Raw genomic sequence first — 17091 nt, forward strand, 5'->3', positions numbered from 1 at the left:
AAACTTTATCAAAAAAAGGAAGAAGAGATTCCTCAGTTGTTAAAATATTAGATTTTAACAACTATCGGAATGACAGCTCATAAGGAGGTCTTCGGGGTAAAATTTGCTCAAGCTTCGCTTGAGCAAATTTTACCCCGCCAAATCCAACAAACACCTGTCATTCCGATGGAGTCCCGAGAACTCGGGGCGACGAGGAATCTCTTTTTAAATAATTACGACTTATCTTGGTAACCCAAAAAAACTATTTATTTATGAAATCATTTAGAGTAATCACCTCTCTTTTTTATGCCTCATTGCTCTTCTTTGGAGTGGGTTCAATTTCCTTTTTTATTTTGATCAGTTCGCAATCTGCTTTGGCTATAATCGCTGCAATCATCATTGGTATCATTGGACTAGTTATGAGCAGATTTCTTTTCAATTTGATGATGCGAAGAGGCGTTATCTCAGTTCTAGCAGGTTCTTATTCTTCGTATGAATTAGATGAAATTAAAAGCACCCCAAACAGCAGTATTTTAAAAATCCAACCATCAGAATTGCATCATTTCCCTTTTGAAAAACACTTTCAATTTCAACAAGGTCTTAAAATTAACATTTGGGGAGATTGGGAGGGCAGATCTTTAGAAAAACGTCATCACATTGAATCAATCATTTTTGATGAGCAAGCGCAATGGCTCACGATTCGTTTTTTAGATGGTTGCCTGCTGAAAATCAAAAATCCTAGTCCGCTTCATGTTGCAAGAAGCTATTTAAAGATAATCAAAGCCCAAGAAATTCAATGGATCACTCCTACCCTAACAAACGCAACGATGCAATACATCTACATCAATGACGGTAAAAATATCATCACGCAATCCAATAACGGTTGGAAGCCTCATCAGTTTGACATTGGCATAGGAATGAACGCATTGTATCTTCAAGCATAGGCATTAACATTTTATAAAGGTTTCCAATAGGCTACTTGAAAATTTATCTGTATCTTTCCGCCCTATTAAAAAACCCTAACCGAAATACAAGAAAAAAGCGAAGTCGAGTCGAAATACTTTCTTCACTTAATTATTTGCTCAAAAACAGCTGATTAAAAGTCTTCTTAAAAAATATGCCTATCAAAATAAGCAAACATATCCAAACTAAAGCTCCAACATTGTTCCCCGATGCTGATCAGGCTTCTGTGTATGCTGCACAGCAGATTGCAGAATTGATTCATCAAAAACAGCGAGAAGGAAATCAAGTTACTTTAGGACTAGCAACAGGAAACACGCCTAAAAAAGTGTACCAAGAACTCATTCGTTTGCATAAAAATGAAGGTTTAAGTTTTCAAAACGTCATTACTTTTAACCTTGATGAGTATTACCCCATTGGTCCCGACAATGACCAGAGCTATACTTATTTTATGCGTCATAATTTATTTGACCATATTGATATTCAACAAGAGAATATTTATATACCGCAAACAAACAGCACACCTCAAGAAGTAGCGAAATATTGTCAAGCCTATGAAGACAAGATTGCTGAATATGGTGGATTAGACCTTCAATTATTAGGTATTGGTCGCAATGGTCACATCGGTTTTAACGAACCAGGTTCTAGTTTTGAGTCCACTACCCGTTTGGTCAATTTACATCCACTGACACGAGAAGATGCCATTGCGCAATTTGGCACCATCGACAAAGTTCCACATCAAGCCATCAGTATTGGAATTCATACCATTATGCAAGCCAAGCGGATATTGTTGTTGGCCTTAGGAGAGAGAAAATCTGAGATCATGAACAAAGCATTGAGTGGAGAGATTTCTGTAGATATTCCAGCTTCTATTCTTCAAACAATGTCGCAAGTTGAGTATATACTAGATCAAGAAGCTGCAGTTTTGATTCAAGAGGAAGATCGTGTTTAATATTATTTTCACTCTTCATTTTTTATTGAAAGAAAGTGCGTTGAAATAATAATATGTTTGGTTTTAATATTCCTTTATTTTTAAAAGCCTTCATTCACTCAATTCATTTTTTCCTTTATTCATTGAATAAATTCCTTTACTCATTGTTTTTCGCTTTCTAAAAGCATTTCTACCCTCTATTATTGCAGTGTATTAATCAAAAAACAAAGACAATGAAAAAGTTGAATAGAGAATTATTTGCCTTAAGAACATTTGCAATTGCTGTTGCAGGAGTTACGCTATTATCTGCAATGAATGATTTCAAAACAAGTGAAAACCGACAATTTGGGACAATAGATGTTGAACGCATCAATGTTGTTGAAAAAGATGGAACCATCAAAATGGTAATCACAAACGAAGCGCATTTTCCAAGCAAAGGAGATGTAATTAACAGTACAAACTACCATGAACGTATAAAACGAGCAGGTATGCTATTCTTTAATGAAGAAGGTAAAGAATGTGGTGGGTTCATTTATGATGGAGCCAAAAACAAGGAAGGTCATTCTGCAGGCTTATCGCTGACTTATGACCAATATGATGGAGATCAAGTAATGCAATTGCTTACCACAGATACTAAAAAAGGAGAAAAAAGGGTGGTTTCAAGCATGTTGACTTTTAACGATAGAGCAGAACACGAAACCCAAGAAGGCAATCAAAAAATTGGAGATGAATTAGAGGCCATTAAAGATCCAAACGAACGCATGAGAAAATACCAGGAATACAAAGCCAAAGGCTTAATTGGTTCAACTCCGCGTATTCTCTTAGGAAAAACGAGAAGCGAAAATAACGGTTTGTTTTTGTTTGACGACAACGGAGTTCCAAGAGCTCAATTCAGTATCGACAAAGACAATCAGGTTAAGTTAGTAACTTACGATGAAAATGGTGCCGTAACGAATACTTGGCCGAATTAAAATATTACTTCTAAATATATCCATGAAAAAATTTGGAATTCTTTCATGGATATATACTATTTTGCACGCATGAAAAAACTGCTCAATTTTCTTAAGATTGACTTCTATTTTGTGGTCTTCTTATTTTTCATGAGTTATTTGCAAAGCATTAACTCTAGACTTAGTGTAGGACAAGATTTCTTGAGTGTTATTCAACCTGATGCACCTATCATTCACTTTTTAGGTGTATTTGTTATCATGTTTATTATCAAACTGACCGTTAACTATACCAATAAAAGAAGCAGCGTTAATCTTCAAGCTGCAAAAAGCTACATTTTGTATTTTGTACTTTCGTTTGTTGTTTATCTGTTGTTCACAAATTTGTTTGGATTCATTGTCGCCTATTTTTTCAACACCATTCCCGTCAATTTTAATGGTCCAACCCTGCTTTCAAATAACATCGAGAGAACTGTTGATTTCACCCTGTTCGGAAGTATCTATTTAGCGTATTTATTTTTTAAAGAAAATAAACAATACCGTTCTAAAATTAATGCTCTAGACAAGGTCATGGCAGCGAGCAATATTCAACAACTTAAAGCCCAATTGAATCCACATTTTTTGTTTAACAACCTGAATACCTTAGACGAATTAATTGAGGAGGACCAAGCCAAAGCCAGTGCTTTTTTGCACCACTTCGCAGAGCTATATCGTTATTCCTTGGTCACCTCCGAAAAAAAACTTGTTCCTTTAGCAGAAGAACTTCAGTTTGTTAACAACTACTTCGAATTAATGGAACATAAATATAAAGGATATTACCATTTATCGATAGAAAACCATCAAGCCAATGGCAAGTTTATGGTCCCTCCTTTTTGTTTACAAGTTCTGGTTGAAAATGCTATAGAACACAACTTTGGACGTAAGGAAAAACCCGTTGAAATACACATTTTGATCGATCAAAACATAAGCACCAGCAATACCGTCATTCCAAAACAACACAAAAAGAAAGAAGGTGGACGTGCTTTAAAAAATCTTTCAACACAGTTTAAATTATTGAGTGGGAAAGACATTCTCATAAAGAAAGACGAAACACAATTCACCGTTCAGTTACCATTAATAAGCAGCGAACAAAATGCATAAAATTTTAATTATTGAAGACGAATTACCAGCCAGAAAAAAACTAAAAAGGTACATTGCCGAGGTAGTTTCAGCATATGAAATTGTAGCAGAATTGGAGACCATAGAAGAAGCGTTAGCCTTCCTGAGTAAAGCACCTGAACTAGACTTGATTTTTTCAGATATAGAACTTAGAGATGGTAATGCTTTTGAAATTTACAATGTAATTACTCCTGAATGCCCCATTATTTTCGCCACTGCATACAATGAATTCTTAGTCAATGCTTTTGAAACCAATGGCATAGAGTATTTGTTAAAGCCTTACTCCCTCGATCGTTTTAAAAAAGCTTGGGATAAATTCATGCGTTTAAACAACTCAAAAACACCAAATGCACAACAGTTAATGACAGGGCTTCAAGAACTACTCAAAAACAATTCAATCAACTCAAAAACATACAAGGAACAATGGGCTATTAAGTCTTCACAAGAAACTTATTTCTTAAAAACTGAACATATCGTTTACTTCCAAGCTGAAGATGGAGTTGTATTCGCATTTGATGATCAAAACAAAAGGCACACAATGTCAAAATCAAGCCTAATGGCCATTGAAGAAGAACTCAATCCCCAAGATTTCTTTAGAATAAACCGTGGAGAATGCATTCATCGAAAGTTTATAGATAAGCTCCAAAGATTCAATAAAAACACGATTTCAGTATTTTTAAACGCTGGACAAGTGAGCCTTAGAACAAGTCAAAACAAAACCAGTGATTTTAACAGTTGGCTAGATGCGTAGGTTTCAGACTTGATCATGAACAGGACAAAAATGCAAGAAGTTTTCTTATTTCAATGATTTTCTCTACCTTTCCTCCTGCTTATTTTAACCTTTGACACTACAAAATGATGAAATATTTAATGTTTAGCCTTTTCTTTATATCATCTTTATTGCTTTATGGACAAGAAATAAACATGGAATTAACTTTTGATTGGCCAAATAATACACAAGATGATGATGCGTTTATTGAAGAATTTATAGCGTCAACCCCCAATGATTTTCAGCAATATAAATTAAATGAAAGGTATACTCCTACGCTTTCTGATTTATTCGAAGCTTTACATGTTATAGACCTCAACAATGATGGTCTAAAGGATGTAATATTTGACGGTCTAAGTGGTGGTGAACCGAGGCTTATTTCAATTTATATAAACAAAGGTGGTTATTTTGATAATGTTTTTGATGAATACCAGCAAATATCAAATATGGAATTCAATCAAGGGATCTTAAGTCGACTTCAAATCAAAGATTGGGATTGTTGCGCAGGAATTAATGAAACATACAGATTGTACGATGTAGCGTATGTAAATAACAAGTTCATTTTTAAGCCAATAGAAGCTTATAGGTATTTAAAAACAACAGACTTACCTTCCAAATACTGGTCTGAAACAAAAACTGTTCGTATTTTAAACGACAATTACAACATGAGGCTTTCTCCTAAAATTGATAACACTACAGAGTATTATTTTGAATTAAAACCACAATTGGGAAATATTATTGCACAATTACCAAAAAGAAGTATCGCTGTTGCGCTTGCTGAATCAATTGATGAAACTGGCAGGGTTTGGTACTTTGTTGCCGTCCCTCCTTTTATTAGAATTAGAAATTCTCGCATACTAGATTTTGATGATGAAATTAAAAGCTATAAATGTGGATGGATCAGCAGTCGTTATGTAGAAAATATTGATTAAAATGAGGAGGTTGAAACAGCTTATTATGTCACTCATTTTAACCTTCATCTGTTTTTCATGCAGTGAAAATATTTCGATGAACAATTCCGAAAGTCAAAAAAAAGAAGTTAAAAAAGTAACCTTAGACACTATTACATCAGTCAATACCGAGCTTTTCAAACAATATGAAGTAGTAGGTTTAGATACTTTTCGAAACCAATTAAGCAGAATTTTCATTGTTATGGACAGTCAATTTGTTTATGATACATTATTTGTAAATGACATTATTTCTGAAATAAAATCTTTGTATAGACCCCATAAACAAACAGATGTATCTTTTTTCATTAATAAGAAATATGCAGATTATAAAAGTTCACTATTTATTGAAGAAGGACATCGCCTATCTATAGAAGAATACGACAATTGGAGGAATTACTATTATTTGGCAGAGTATAATTTCGAATCACAGATTTACATCACTTACCCAAGTTGTCAGTATCAATGTGATAGAAAAAAAGAATTTAAAATTGGAATTAATTAGATAGATTGAGGATAAAAGAAAGTTTATCAGTATTTTGTCTTTCATTACAGTTCTTAAATCATCAGAATGAAACAAATCATCAATAGCTTAACCTTTGTTTTAATCGCTTTGTATTCCTTTGGACAAGATTACAAATCTCAATTTAATCAGTCCCTCAAAGATGGAGATACAAGCAAGCAAATAGAGTTGCTTACCAATTGGGAAAAAGAAACACCTAATGACCCGGAATTATTCCCTAGCTATTTCAATTACTATTTCTTAAAATCAAAACAAGAAATAATAAGCATTTCAAGTGAACAACCTTCAGGTGAAACGCTACAGGTTTCGGATAGTTCAGGACAAGTGTCTGGATTCTTGGGGAGTCAGACAGTATATGATTTAGAACTTGTACAAAAAGGGCTTGATAAAATCAATATTGGAATTGAAAAGTACCCCAATAGACTTGACATGCGATTTGGAAAAATATATGTTCTCGGTCAAATTGAGGATTGGGAGAGTTTTACAAATGAAATCAAAAAAACCATTCGTTATTCTCAGGAAAACAACAACTCATGGACATGGTCCAATAATAAGAAAAAAGAAAACGGAAAAGAGTTCTTTTTGTCTTCAATACAAGATTATCAAATTACACTTTTCGAAACAGAAGATGATGCCCTACTAAAAAACATGCGTTCCATTGCCGAAGAAGTGATCAAGTTTTATCCCAATCATATTGAAAGTTTAACCAATATTTCAATCACATATGTCCTGGAAGAAAATTACGAAGAAGGAATTGATATTTTGCTAAAGGCAGAACAACTTGCTCCTAAAGACGGTGTTATTTTGAGTAATATTGCACACGCATATAACTTAAATGGAAACGCTGACAAAGCAATTATCTACTATGAAAAAATGCTTGACCTTGAGAATCCTAACGCGGTTGAGTATGCAAAGCAACAAATCGAAACTTTAAAAGAATAGAGCTGTTAATTTGTAACCTCAGAAGTTTTTGGTTCAATAATGTCCAAATAATCATTTTTATTTATCTTGCACATTAAATTATTAATTCAAAATAACTACACCATGAAACACCTATTCACCTTATTAGCACTTACATTTTTAGCGGGGTCTGCCTTTGCACAAGAGGCGAGGTATGATGATTTTAAAACAGGAACTTTTACCTATGAGAGTCAAGAGGGAGAAGTGGAAATCATTAGAACCAAAACCAAACAAATTGAAATTTACAATGATGGAAAGTCTAAGTTAATCACCAATATCAAATGGGAAAATGATTCAACTTATGTTTTGACCCATAAAAAAGCCATCAACGCAGAAGGTTGTTTAGATAAAGGAGATTGGATCCGAACAAAAATTATCAGTCGCGATGGGAACAGGTATGAAGCTGATTTTGTTTCTAACAAATGCGGAAGAGGAACAGCAATTTTCATCAAACTAAAGTAAACTTTAAGCCAGATTAAAAAAATCCCATTATTCACCTTCTATTCAATTAAACAAGGTCGACAGTGTATTTACAGTAAGAATGATTTTAGGACTCATCTTTCTCATGCAAGGATTTGGAAAAGTTTTTACTTGGGGAATGGAGAATGTAATCAATGCGCCGTTCTTCAATGGAACTTTTAAAGACATGCTTCCCGCCTATTTGATTAACATCACTGCTTACTATACTTCGTATATCGAACTCATTGGTGGATTCCTTCTTGTGATTGGATTTAAAACGAATTATGCTTTATATGCATTGGCTTCCGTTTAAAGAATGGGATCAATGGTCCGTAGATTATTTATTTTACAAGAAATCTGGCAAGCCATAAAAAATAACTACAAATGAAAACAAGCAGATTAGAAGCATTCAGTGACGGAGTACTGGCCATTATCATCACCATTATGGTTTTGGAATTAAAGGCTCCTGAAGAAGCTAGTTTAAAAGCCGTTCTTTCTATTACCCCCAATTTTTCTGAGTTATATTTTTAGTTTTATTTACATAGGGATTTAATGGAACAACCATCACCATTTGTTTCAAATTACTCAAAAAGTTAATGGAAAAAATTCTTTACAGTCCCTTTTTTTTTTATAAAAAACACCACTCCACACACAACCTACACGGAGATATTCACGTTTATTTAAGGTAAAACGTATCAAAAACAACGAAACAATAATGAAACTAAATATATTGATCATCAGTCTAGCATTCATCTTATTTGGATGTAAAAAATTCGATAAATTAACACAATTCTACGTTACTTTTGATGAAACCGCTGTAGTACCAGCAACTGCAGGAGTAAACTTTCCTTTCAACATACTTACTCCAGATGTTGAAACCAATTCTGAATCTACTTTCGAAGTTAACGACACCCGCAAAGACCTCATTGAAGAAATTATTCTAACTACGCTAGACCTTACTATCTCCTCTCCTTCTGATGCTGATTTTAGTTTTCTTGAATCCATTAGTGTGTACATAAAAGCAGACGGACTAGATGAGGTGAAAATTGCATGGAAAGAAACCATACCACAAACGGCTAAGGTATTAAAGCTAGACTTGACAGGTGCGGATTTAAAGGAATACATCAAGTCCGATAAGTTTACCCTGCGTTTAAACACCAAAACCGATGAGACGATTAATTCAGATCACCATATCGAAATCCACTCTGTATTTTATGTAGATGCTAAAATTCTTGGTCAATAAAAGTCTTAAAAAATAGACTTGCAAAAGTTAGTAAAACACTAAAAAGCATAGCGTAAAGGAATAAACTTTGGCTCTAGTTTTGTATTCATGAATTCCAAATTAAATTCTATGAAAACAATTCTACTCACATTATTCGCTTTAATTACATTAAACATTCATGCACAACTAAACAGTTGTTGTTCGCATCAACAGCATTGCACGCATCAAAACAATCATTACGATTCGTATGACAATAGTTATTTCACCGATCTTCGTCAAGCTCTTTTACATCCAGAAAAGGTAAAAACTTTAGACTTAAGAAATCAAAACTTAACGCGATTGCCGTGGGAAGTTAGAAAGATGCAAAATTTAGAAGTACTCCTTTTATCTAACAATCAACTCAAAAGTTTACCTTGGGAAATCAGATATTTAAAGCAACTTAGAAAACTCGATGTAGAAAATAACTACCTCACGCGTTTGCCTTGGGAAATGAGGTATATGGAAAACCTACGAGAATTAAATGTCAGCAGAAATCAAATTGAACGACTGCCTTGGGAACTTAGATATTTGGACAACTTGGTGTACATCAATACTTCATCTAATCCAATCTCAGCCTTGCCTTGGGAATTGAAATATTGCAATAACCTTCAAACAATTGTTATTCAAAATACGAATATAGAACGTATTCCACACGAACTAGAAAGCAAACCCTATTTGCGTATTCACTGGTAATTCTAACTGCACATTTCAGGCTTATTTCCCGGCTAATTGATTCTTTCAGTAGTTCTTCACTATCCTTTTATGTACCTTTGCGTTGATTAATAACACATTTGTATTGAAAAATTTCGAAAAACTAGGCATAAACGCAAGCATCATAAAAGGGCTCGCAGAATTAAATATTGTTGAACCCACTGATATTCAGAAAAAGGTTATTCCAATATTATTAAATAGAAAAACAGATATTGTTGCACAAGCGCAAACAGGAACAGGAAAAACGGCAGCTTTTGGACTTCCTTTATTGGCACAAATGGATCCGAATTCTGATGCGGTTCAGGGCTTGATTCTTTGTCCTACAAGAGAATTGGCAAAACAAGTAGCCAAACAATTGTTTAAATTCATTAAATATTCAGATCGACTCTTTATCGAGGCAGTCTATGGAGGCGAACCTATTGATCGTCAAATTTCAAAGTTAAAACGTCCAACTCAAATTGTTGTGGCAACTCCAGGACGACTAATTGATTTAATAAACCGTAAAGCAGTAGATTTAAGAAAGGTAAAAACCGTCGTTTTAGATGAAGCGGATGAAATGTTAAGCATGGGGTTCCAGAAAGAATTAGATCAAATTCTTCAATCCTTGCATTCAGTTGAAAACAAATGGCTTTTCTCTGCTACTATTCCCCGTGGAATTCAGGAAATCATTTCAAAACACTTATCTAAAAACGCTGAACGCATTGAAGTCAAGAAAGAAGATGTTGTCAACAAAAAGATTTCGCATCAGTATTTGGTTTGTGATGAGTCAGAAAAATTGGAAGCCCTACTCCTCTTTTTACAATCACAGCATAAAAATCGTGGTGTTGTTTTTTGTAAAACTAAAGTTGCAACGCAAAAACTAGCGAAACAGCTTATTGCCAAAAACATTGCTGCAGATGCTATCCATGGAGATTTACAACAAAAAGAGCGAGATAAAGTAATGCGTGCCTTCAAAAATGAATCATTACGTATTCTTGTTGCAACGGATGTTTCTGCGCGTGGAATTGATGTTTCAGGATTGACTTTTGTTGCGCACTACCAACTGCCAGAAAGCGATGAGTACTACACCCATAGAAGCGGTAGAACTGCACGTGCTGGAAATGAAGGTATTTCTATGTGCTTTGTCAACAATGCCGAAGCAAAAATGCTTAAAAATTATGAACGTTCGCTAGGAATCAAGTTCACGAAAGTAAAACAAGTACGATAAACAGAGAACATTAAGTTTTTGAGCCAAGGATGTATAAGATATCCAGGAGAAAATCAAATAGAATACAATCAAGAAATATTCAAATATTTAGACGAAAAATACGGCAGTAGTTGGCGAAAAACGATTAGAAATGATGTAATTGGTCTTTCGAAAGGGAATATTGTGGATCAATAAGTTTATTGGAATTCATGCACATCTCTTATTTTTAATTAATTTAGTTCGTTGAAGCGTACTTTACTGCTTTTTATTTTCAATAACTCAAACTACGAACATGAAAAAAACACTTTCTTTAATTCTGCTGACCTGCTTATTTTTTTCTTGTCAACAAGAAGGTCGCGTTTATGTGCAACACCAAGATTTATCTCCAAATGTAGAATGGTTGCGCAAAGATGTTCGTGAATTTAAAGTTCCGATTGAAAATAAAGACATTGATTATAACCTTAGCCTATCATTTCGATATGCTACTGGATATCAATATCAAATAGCCCGCTTGAAAGTCACAGAAATTAGTCCTAGTGGTAAAGAAACCAGCAAGAATCATGAATTAAAAATTCGAAAAGACAATGGAGACTACATTGGTGACCCAGGCTATGACATTTGGGACAGTGAACACATGATTGAAGCAGATAAAAAGTATGAAGAAACAGGAACTTACACCTATTTAATTGAACACATAATGCCGAATGATCCACTACATTTTGCGATGGCAGTAGGAGTGATTTTAGACAAATCAAATAGAGATGAATAGGCGTAAACAAAACAGTGCAAATCTTATTTCATAAGTTCATCTAAACCAAATGCCTCGAATACAAATCCATACAGAGATTAATGCAAAAGTTGAAATCGTTTTTGACCTTTCTAGAAGTATTGACTTACATAAAATCTCTACTGTTCACACGAATGAAGAGGCTATTGCAGGGAAAATCGAAGGTTTAATTGGTCTAAATGAAAGTGTGACCTGGAGGGCAAAACATCTTGGAATATATCAACAATTGAGCTCCAAAATCACCGCCTACAAAAGACCTCATTACTTTGTTGATGAAATGCAAAAAGGTATTTTTAAAAGTTTTAAACACCAGCACTTATTCACCGTAGAGAATCACCGTACCATTATGACTGACATTTTTGATTACACAGCTCCCTTAGGTATTCTAGGTAAAATTGCAGATCAAATATTCTTAAAAAAATACATGACCCGGCTACTTCAGAAACGAAACCAAGTCATTAAAGAATTTGCTGAATCCGAACGATGGAAAGAAGTAATACCTATTGAATGATTGCTTTAACTATTGTTTTGTAAATCGCACTGAACGTGTGTAATTCGATGGGTAAGCTCCCACTTGCAATAACATTGGACGTAAAGCAAATTCAAAATCTAACGCTTCTATTTTTCCTTCTTTATTCAAATGAAACTGCATAAACTCTTCGCGTTGTGCTGGATTTTTCCATATCGCTCGGTAGGTGTCAAAATGCCAATGTTCAAGCTGCGCTTCTAAATCTTCTGAATCCCAAAATCTTAATATTAAGTTCTTCCCTTCCTTTCTTATTTCAACTTTTCCATAAGCTGAAGATTTATAAACTCCAGTATATTCATCGATTGCTAGGCTTGACTTGGTCTTTTTAACCCTTGCATTGTGAATTTCTTTTCTGATCTTCATTGCGCGTTCATAAGACGATTGATAAGATTTTAAATAGAGTTCACTCCAATCTACATCGTTTCCACCTAAATAAGCATCCATCACTTGATAAGCAACAGCATTACCGAGGGAATTAAAGGTGTTTCCAACGACAATGATCCCCAACTCTAATTCTGGCATCAAGTACATTGCGGTATTGAATCCATCTGTTGCGCCACCGTGTGTAATAACGCGCTTACCTTTATAATCGGTAATGCTCCAACCTAACCCATAACTGGCTTGTGCGGATTTTGCGTTATTGTTTGATCGCAGCATTTGTGGACGGTGAATTTCATTCATTTGCTCAATGCTAATTAAACTTTTTCCGTTATAATTTCCAGGAACTCCTAATTGGAAGAGCATCCATTTATTCAAATCGTTGATCGAAGCGTTGACTCCACCAGCAGGCCCTGCATTGTCCCAGTTTCTGCGCTGAATCGGCACAACCTTTCCTTCTATTTCTTGATGTGGATAAGCCTGATTATCTTCTGTTTTAATTGCTGAAATACTTGTGGTTGTTGAGTTCATTTCTAGTGGTTCAAATAACTCTTCTTTTAGAAAAACATCCCATGTACGACCATCAACATATTCAATGATTTGACCTGCCAGTGAATACATAATATTATTGTACACAAACTCAGATCTAAATGGTTTTTCTAGTTCCATGTAGCGCATTCGGTATAATACACTGTCACGTGAGCTCTCTGTCATGAACTGCAGTCTATTCCCTAGTATTCTGCCCAATCCTACCCTGTGCGTCAATGCATCACGTAGAGTTAACTCTTGGGTCACCCAAGGATCTTTTAATTGAAACCACGGTATATGATCGGTGATTTTGTCATCCCAATCGATTTTTCCTTGGTCAACTAAAATACCTAATGCTGCAGCAGTCATGTTTTTACTTACAGAAGCTATACTGAATATCGTATTGGCATCTACTGATTCCCCACTGCCCAATTGTTTTTCACCAAAACCTTTGGCATAAATGACTTTACCGTCTTTTACAATGCCAACTGCCATTCCTGGAATATTCCAATCTTGGCGACTTGACTCTATCCAATCATCAATATTTTCTGGTAAACGACTTTCTTCTTGTGCATAAAAAAAGAAAGGTTGAGCAAGGAAAAAAGTGATTACTACAAGTAAGCGTTTAAAAAGACGTGTCATAGCTATTTGTTTTACCCAAAGATAACAACTTTCTTCAATTCAGATTTCGTAAGATCATCAGAATCATCTTAAAGCTTTACTTTAAGTTCGAACTAAAAAAACACCACTCCGACACAGACAATTAGATTAAACCTTTGCTTTAACTGAATTAAACAAAATCAATGACAAACAATATATTAAACACTCAAATAAACGAAATTAATTATAAACCTCAAATTCTTATAACGGATCGACATCAATGACAATTCTGACCGATTTATTGTAAGCGACACTATAGAAATCATCAATCTTTTGTTGCAATAACTTTTTGACTTTTTTATTCGATGCATCTCTTTCCACTTTCAAACGAATAACCTTGAGATAGCTGTTCTGAATTCTTTTTACCACTGGAAATTCTGGACCCAACACACGACTCCCGAAGACAGCTTTCATTCGATCGGCTAAATCTGCCGCCATCATATCTAGCTTATTAGGATCTCTATGCTTAAGCGTCAAATTAATCATTTTGTAGAAAGGTGGATAGAAATAATTCTTGCGTTCTATCAACTCATTCTTATACATTCCAATAAAATCATGGTTGATGACATGTTGGATAATCCAATGATCAGGATCATAAGTCTGAATCACAACAGTTCCTCTTTTCGTTTTCCTTCCTGCCCTACCAGCAACTTGCGACATTAACTGATAACTCCGTTCAAAAGCACGAAAATCTGGACGGTTCAACATCATATCGGCATCTAGAATTCCGACAAGACTCACATTGTCGAAGTCCAATCCTTTCGTCACCATTTGTGTTCCTACAAGAATATCTATTTTCCTTTCATCAAAATCACGTAAAATGGTTTCGTAGCTATTTTTCTGACGGGTTGTGTCTAAATCCAAACGTTGAACCCTTACACCGGGCAGAATAATTGACAATTCATCCTCTATCTTCTCCGTTCCAAAACCAATCATCTTAAGGCGGTTACTTTGACATTTAGGACAAGCTCCAACAGGCGGTGTAAAATAACTACAATAATGGCATTTCAATACATTACTGTTCTTATGGTAAGTCAAGGAAACATCACAGTTTTTACAATGTGGATTCCACCCACAAACCTCACATGCCCATACTGGATTATACCCTCTTCTGTTTTGAAAAAGAATAATTTGCTCCTTGTTATTTAAAGCTTCTTTCATGTGTTCCACCAAGAACCCAGAAAAATCAGATTGCATTGTTTTTTGCATCTTTTCTTTCTTAATGTTCGCCGTGAATATTTCTGGCATCATTAGGTCACCGAAGCGTTTATCCAAGCTAACCAAACCATACTTTCCTTCTTCTGCATTGAAATAAGTTTCCATTGCTGGCGTAGCAGAACCCAAAAGGACTTTTGCATCATGAAAGGCACGTAAAACAATAGCGGTATCACGTCCATTGTATCTTGGACTTGGGTCGTATTGTTTAAATGAAGACTCATGCTCTTCATCGACGATGATTAATCCTAAACTTCTAAACGGCAAGAACACTGCACTACGTGCTCCAAGCACAATCTGGAACTTAGAAGTATCATTATTCAACAAGGCGTTCCAAATTTCAACACGCTCATTTTGATTAAAACGAGAATGGTACACTCCTATTTTATCACCAAAATAACGTTGTAAACGTTGAATCAGTTGAGTAGTCAGTGCAATTTCTGGAAGTAAGAACAACACCTGTTTACCTCTATCAAGTTGTTCTTGAATCAATTCAACATAAATCTCTGTTTTACCAGAACCTGTTACTCCATGCAGAAGTGTGACATCCTTTTCGACAAAAGATGCGCGAATTTCATCTAAGGCTTTTTGCTGGTCTTGTGACAAGTCTTTAAATTCAGAATCGGCTTCACCCTTATCTTCTAAACGAGATATTTCCATTCGTTTTATGCATAGAATCCCGTCCTTATCAAGCGTGTTCAATGAAGAAGCAGAAGCTCCTTTCTCCACCAACTCAGAGCGCAATAAGGGAACAGAAATTCCTTGTTTGAATCCCCCCATTTGCATGTAGGTTAACAAAGCATCCAATTGTTTTTTCTTTCGTTTATCTTCTCCCAAAACCTCAATTAGAGCTTTCAACTGTTCATCAGATTGATAGTCTTTCGCCAATTCCACAAACAACTGTGTCTTAGGCGCATATTTCTGTTTTAAATCTTCTTGAGTAATGATCACTCGTTTTTCAATAAGTGACTTAATTACCGGTTGAATGGTTTTGATTCCAAGAATTTCAGATATTTCTTTTAAATCAAGTTCACTTTGAATTTCGAGTGCTTCAAATACTTGATATTCACGATCTGTCAAATGATCAAGATTTCCTTCGTACTCCGGATGAAGCAGCACTTTTGTTTCACTTCCCAGCTTAAAATTCGAAGGCAAGGCCGCATTCATCACGTCACCGAGTGGCGACATGTAGTATTCGGAAATCCAGTTCCACAATTTGAACTGCTTTCCAGTAATAATGGGCGCATCATCCAATACAGCTTCAACATACTTCGATTGGTATCCTTCGGGTACCTCTTCATGTACACGAACAATAATTCCTGTTTGTAATTTTGAGCGACCAAAAGGTACAACGACCCTCACACCTACTTTTATATGTCCATTCATCTCAAAAGGAACACGATAAGTAAAGGCGTTATTGATGGGCACGGGTAGAATTACGTCTACAAAATATGTCTTTCTTTCATCCACGTCTCAAAGTTAAGAATGAAGTGCAAATTTCAGTGGATTTTGAGAGATAAAAATAAGTTCTATTTATTTTCTCCATCTGCATTGTAAATCCTTTTAAATTCCGTATCTTTGCTGTACTAATTTTCAATGGGGCTGACCTGGATTTGACAGCAACTGCGAATGATTGGTGTAAGCATGTCGAGCCATGTGGTGAGTCTCGTTAATCTCTGGTCACAAACGATAATTGACAACACGTCATATAATCTTGCAGCATAATAACCTAAGGTTATTTGCTTAATCCACTCCGAAGCACAGTAAGAGGGACAAGTTTCTCGCCAGTTCTCCCGTCTCATGAGCACTGGATCACGAGAAATCAACAATTTGAGAATAGTTTGTAAACGGCTTCTGTTTGCAAGCGAAACTAAACGAAGCTAAGTTATGGTCAGGGTGTTTGTGTCCGTTCCATAATCGAAAACCAAATCACAAAATAAACATGTAGAAAGCTAGTTGTTTCATTGTTTGGACGAGGGTTCGAACCCCTCCAGCTCCACAAAACAGTTTTGAGCAAGAGTAAAAAGCATACAGCGATTTACTCTTGTGAAAAAATGTTTTGTCCCTCAAGACCAAAACAGTATTGAGTATTGAGCAAGAGCAAGACAGTTGTGAGTATCCAGCAAGAGCATAGAGGTGAAATCAATTGAGATTTCGAAAAAGAACTTTTGAAGCAGTTTTAACCAAGACTATCGGGTTCCTA

General features: G+C 35.2%; 18 protein-coding genes, 1 other RNA gene and 1 pseudogene. 18 read left to right on the top strand and 2 right to left on the bottom strand.

Annotation, left to right across the window (positions count from 1 at the left end; all coding sequences use genetic code 11):
* Nucleotides 1-251 precede the first annotated feature (251 nt).
* The 17 genes and pseudogenes from ACN0U3_RS09090 (at nt 252) to ACN0U3_RS09170 (ending at nt 12089) form a co-directional block, all read left to right on the top strand.
* Nucleotides 252-923 (top strand): hypothetical protein, encoded by a 672-nt coding sequence (locus ACN0U3_RS09090; protein ID WP_417265962.1) that lies wholly within the window; start codon nt 252-254, stop codon nt 921-923.
* Nucleotides 924-1096: 173 nt separating this feature from the next.
* A complete protein-coding gene (gene nagB, locus ACN0U3_RS09095) occupies nt 1097-1891 on the top strand; it encodes a glucosamine-6-phosphate deaminase (protein WP_417265963.1) in 795 nt (264 codons plus the stop codon).
* A gap of 212 nt (nt 1892-2103) precedes the next feature.
* Nucleotides 2104-2841, top strand: a complete 738-nt coding sequence (locus ACN0U3_RS09100; protein WP_417265964.1) for a hypothetical protein — start codon at nt 2104-2106, stop codon at nt 2839-2841.
* Nucleotides 2842-2886: 45 nt separating this feature from the next.
* A complete protein-coding gene (locus ACN0U3_RS09105; RefSeq protein ID WP_417265965.1) occupies nt 2887-3957 on the top strand; it encodes a sensor histidine kinase in 1071 nt (356 codons plus the stop codon).
* Nucleotides 3950-4726, top strand: a complete 777-nt coding sequence (locus ACN0U3_RS09110; RefSeq protein WP_417265966.1) for a LytR/AlgR family response regulator transcription factor — start codon at nt 3950-3952, stop codon at nt 4724-4726. Before ACN0U3_RS09105 ends, ACN0U3_RS09110 begins: the two co-directional genes overlap by 8 nt.
* Before the next feature lie 104 nt (nt 4727-4830).
* Nucleotides 4831-5676, top strand: coding sequence for a hypothetical protein (locus ACN0U3_RS09115; RefSeq protein ID WP_299206085.1), 846 nt, complete (start codon nt 4831-4833; stop codon nt 5674-5676).
* 25 nt (nt 5677-5701) lie between these two features.
* Entirely contained in the window at nt 5702-6196 is a 495-nt protein-coding gene (locus ACN0U3_RS09120) for a hypothetical protein (RefSeq protein WP_417265967.1), read from the top strand.
* Nucleotides 6197-6262: 66 nt separating this feature from the next.
* Nucleotides 6263-7156, top strand: coding sequence for a tetratricopeptide repeat protein (locus tag ACN0U3_RS09125; protein WP_417265968.1), 894 nt, complete (start codon nt 6263-6265; stop codon nt 7154-7156).
* Nucleotides 7157-7258: 102 nt separating this feature from the next.
* A complete protein-coding gene (locus ACN0U3_RS09130; RefSeq protein ID WP_417265969.1) occupies nt 7259-7636 on the top strand; it encodes a hypothetical protein in 378 nt (125 codons plus the stop codon).
* A 79-nt stretch (nt 7637-7715) separates the two neighbouring features.
* Nucleotides 7716-7946: a DoxX family membrane protein gene (locus tag ACN0U3_RS09135; protein ID WP_417265970.1), complete on the top strand. Its 231-nt coding sequence runs from the start codon at nt 7716-7718 to the stop codon at nt 7944-7946.
* Between the two features lie 71 nt (nt 7947-8017).
* Nucleotides 8018-8264 (top strand): annotated as a pseudogene (locus tag ACN0U3_RS09140) (TMEM175 family protein); the annotation flags it as partial.
* Between the two features lie 84 nt (nt 8265-8348).
* Nucleotides 8349-8876 carry a hypothetical protein gene (locus ACN0U3_RS09145; RefSeq protein ID WP_417265971.1) on the top strand — a complete coding sequence of 176 codons (528 nt, stop codon included), beginning with the start codon at nt 8349-8351 and terminating at the stop codon, nt 8874-8876.
* Nucleotides 8877-8984: 108 nt separating this feature from the next.
* The gene (locus ACN0U3_RS09150) at nt 8985-9587 is read left to right on the top strand and encodes a leucine-rich repeat domain-containing protein (protein ID WP_417265972.1); all 603 of its coding nucleotides are present in this window, start codon (nt 8985-8987) and stop codon (nt 9585-9587) included.
* A 103-nt stretch (nt 9588-9690) separates the two neighbouring features.
* A complete protein-coding gene (locus tag ACN0U3_RS09155; RefSeq protein ID WP_417265973.1) occupies nt 9691-10812 on the top strand; it encodes a DEAD/DEAH box helicase in 1122 nt (373 codons plus the stop codon).
* 18 nt (nt 10813-10830) lie between these two features.
* Entirely contained in the window at nt 10831-10986 is a 156-nt protein-coding gene (locus tag ACN0U3_RS09160; protein ID WP_417265974.1) for a hypothetical protein, read from the top strand.
* A gap of 97 nt (nt 10987-11083) precedes the next feature.
* Entirely contained in the window at nt 11084-11560 is a 477-nt protein-coding gene (locus ACN0U3_RS09165; RefSeq protein ID WP_417265975.1) for a hypothetical protein, read from the top strand.
* 49 nt (nt 11561-11609) lie between these two features.
* Nucleotides 11610-12089 (top strand): SRPBCC family protein, encoded by a 480-nt coding sequence (locus tag ACN0U3_RS09170; RefSeq protein ID WP_417265976.1) that lies wholly within the window; start codon nt 11610-11612, stop codon nt 12087-12089.
* Between the two features lie 9 nt (nt 12090-12098).
* Here the strand turns inward: ACN0U3_RS09170 and ACN0U3_RS09175 are convergent, their stop codons facing one another.
* The gene (locus tag ACN0U3_RS09175; RefSeq protein ID WP_417265977.1) at nt 12099-13655 is read right to left on the bottom strand and encodes a serine hydrolase; all 1557 of its coding nucleotides are present in this window, start codon (nt 13653-13655) and stop codon (nt 12099-12101) included.
* A gap of 219 nt (nt 13656-13874) precedes the next feature.
* Entirely contained in the window at nt 13875-16358 is a 2484-nt protein-coding gene (priA, locus tag ACN0U3_RS09180; RefSeq protein WP_417265978.1) for a replication restart helicase PriA, read from the bottom strand.
* A 128-nt stretch (nt 16359-16486) separates the two neighbouring features.
* Here priA and ssrA point away from each other — a divergent pair.
* Nucleotides 16487-16890, top strand: a transfer-messenger RNA (tmRNA) gene (ssrA, locus tag ACN0U3_RS09185).
* Nucleotides 16891-17091 lie beyond the last annotated feature (201 nt).

It is taken from the genome of Brumimicrobium sp. (assembly GCF_048268645.1).
Lineage (GTDB): Bacteria > Bacteroidota > Bacteroidia > Flavobacteriales_D > Crocinitomicaceae > Brumimicrobium > Brumimicrobium ulvae.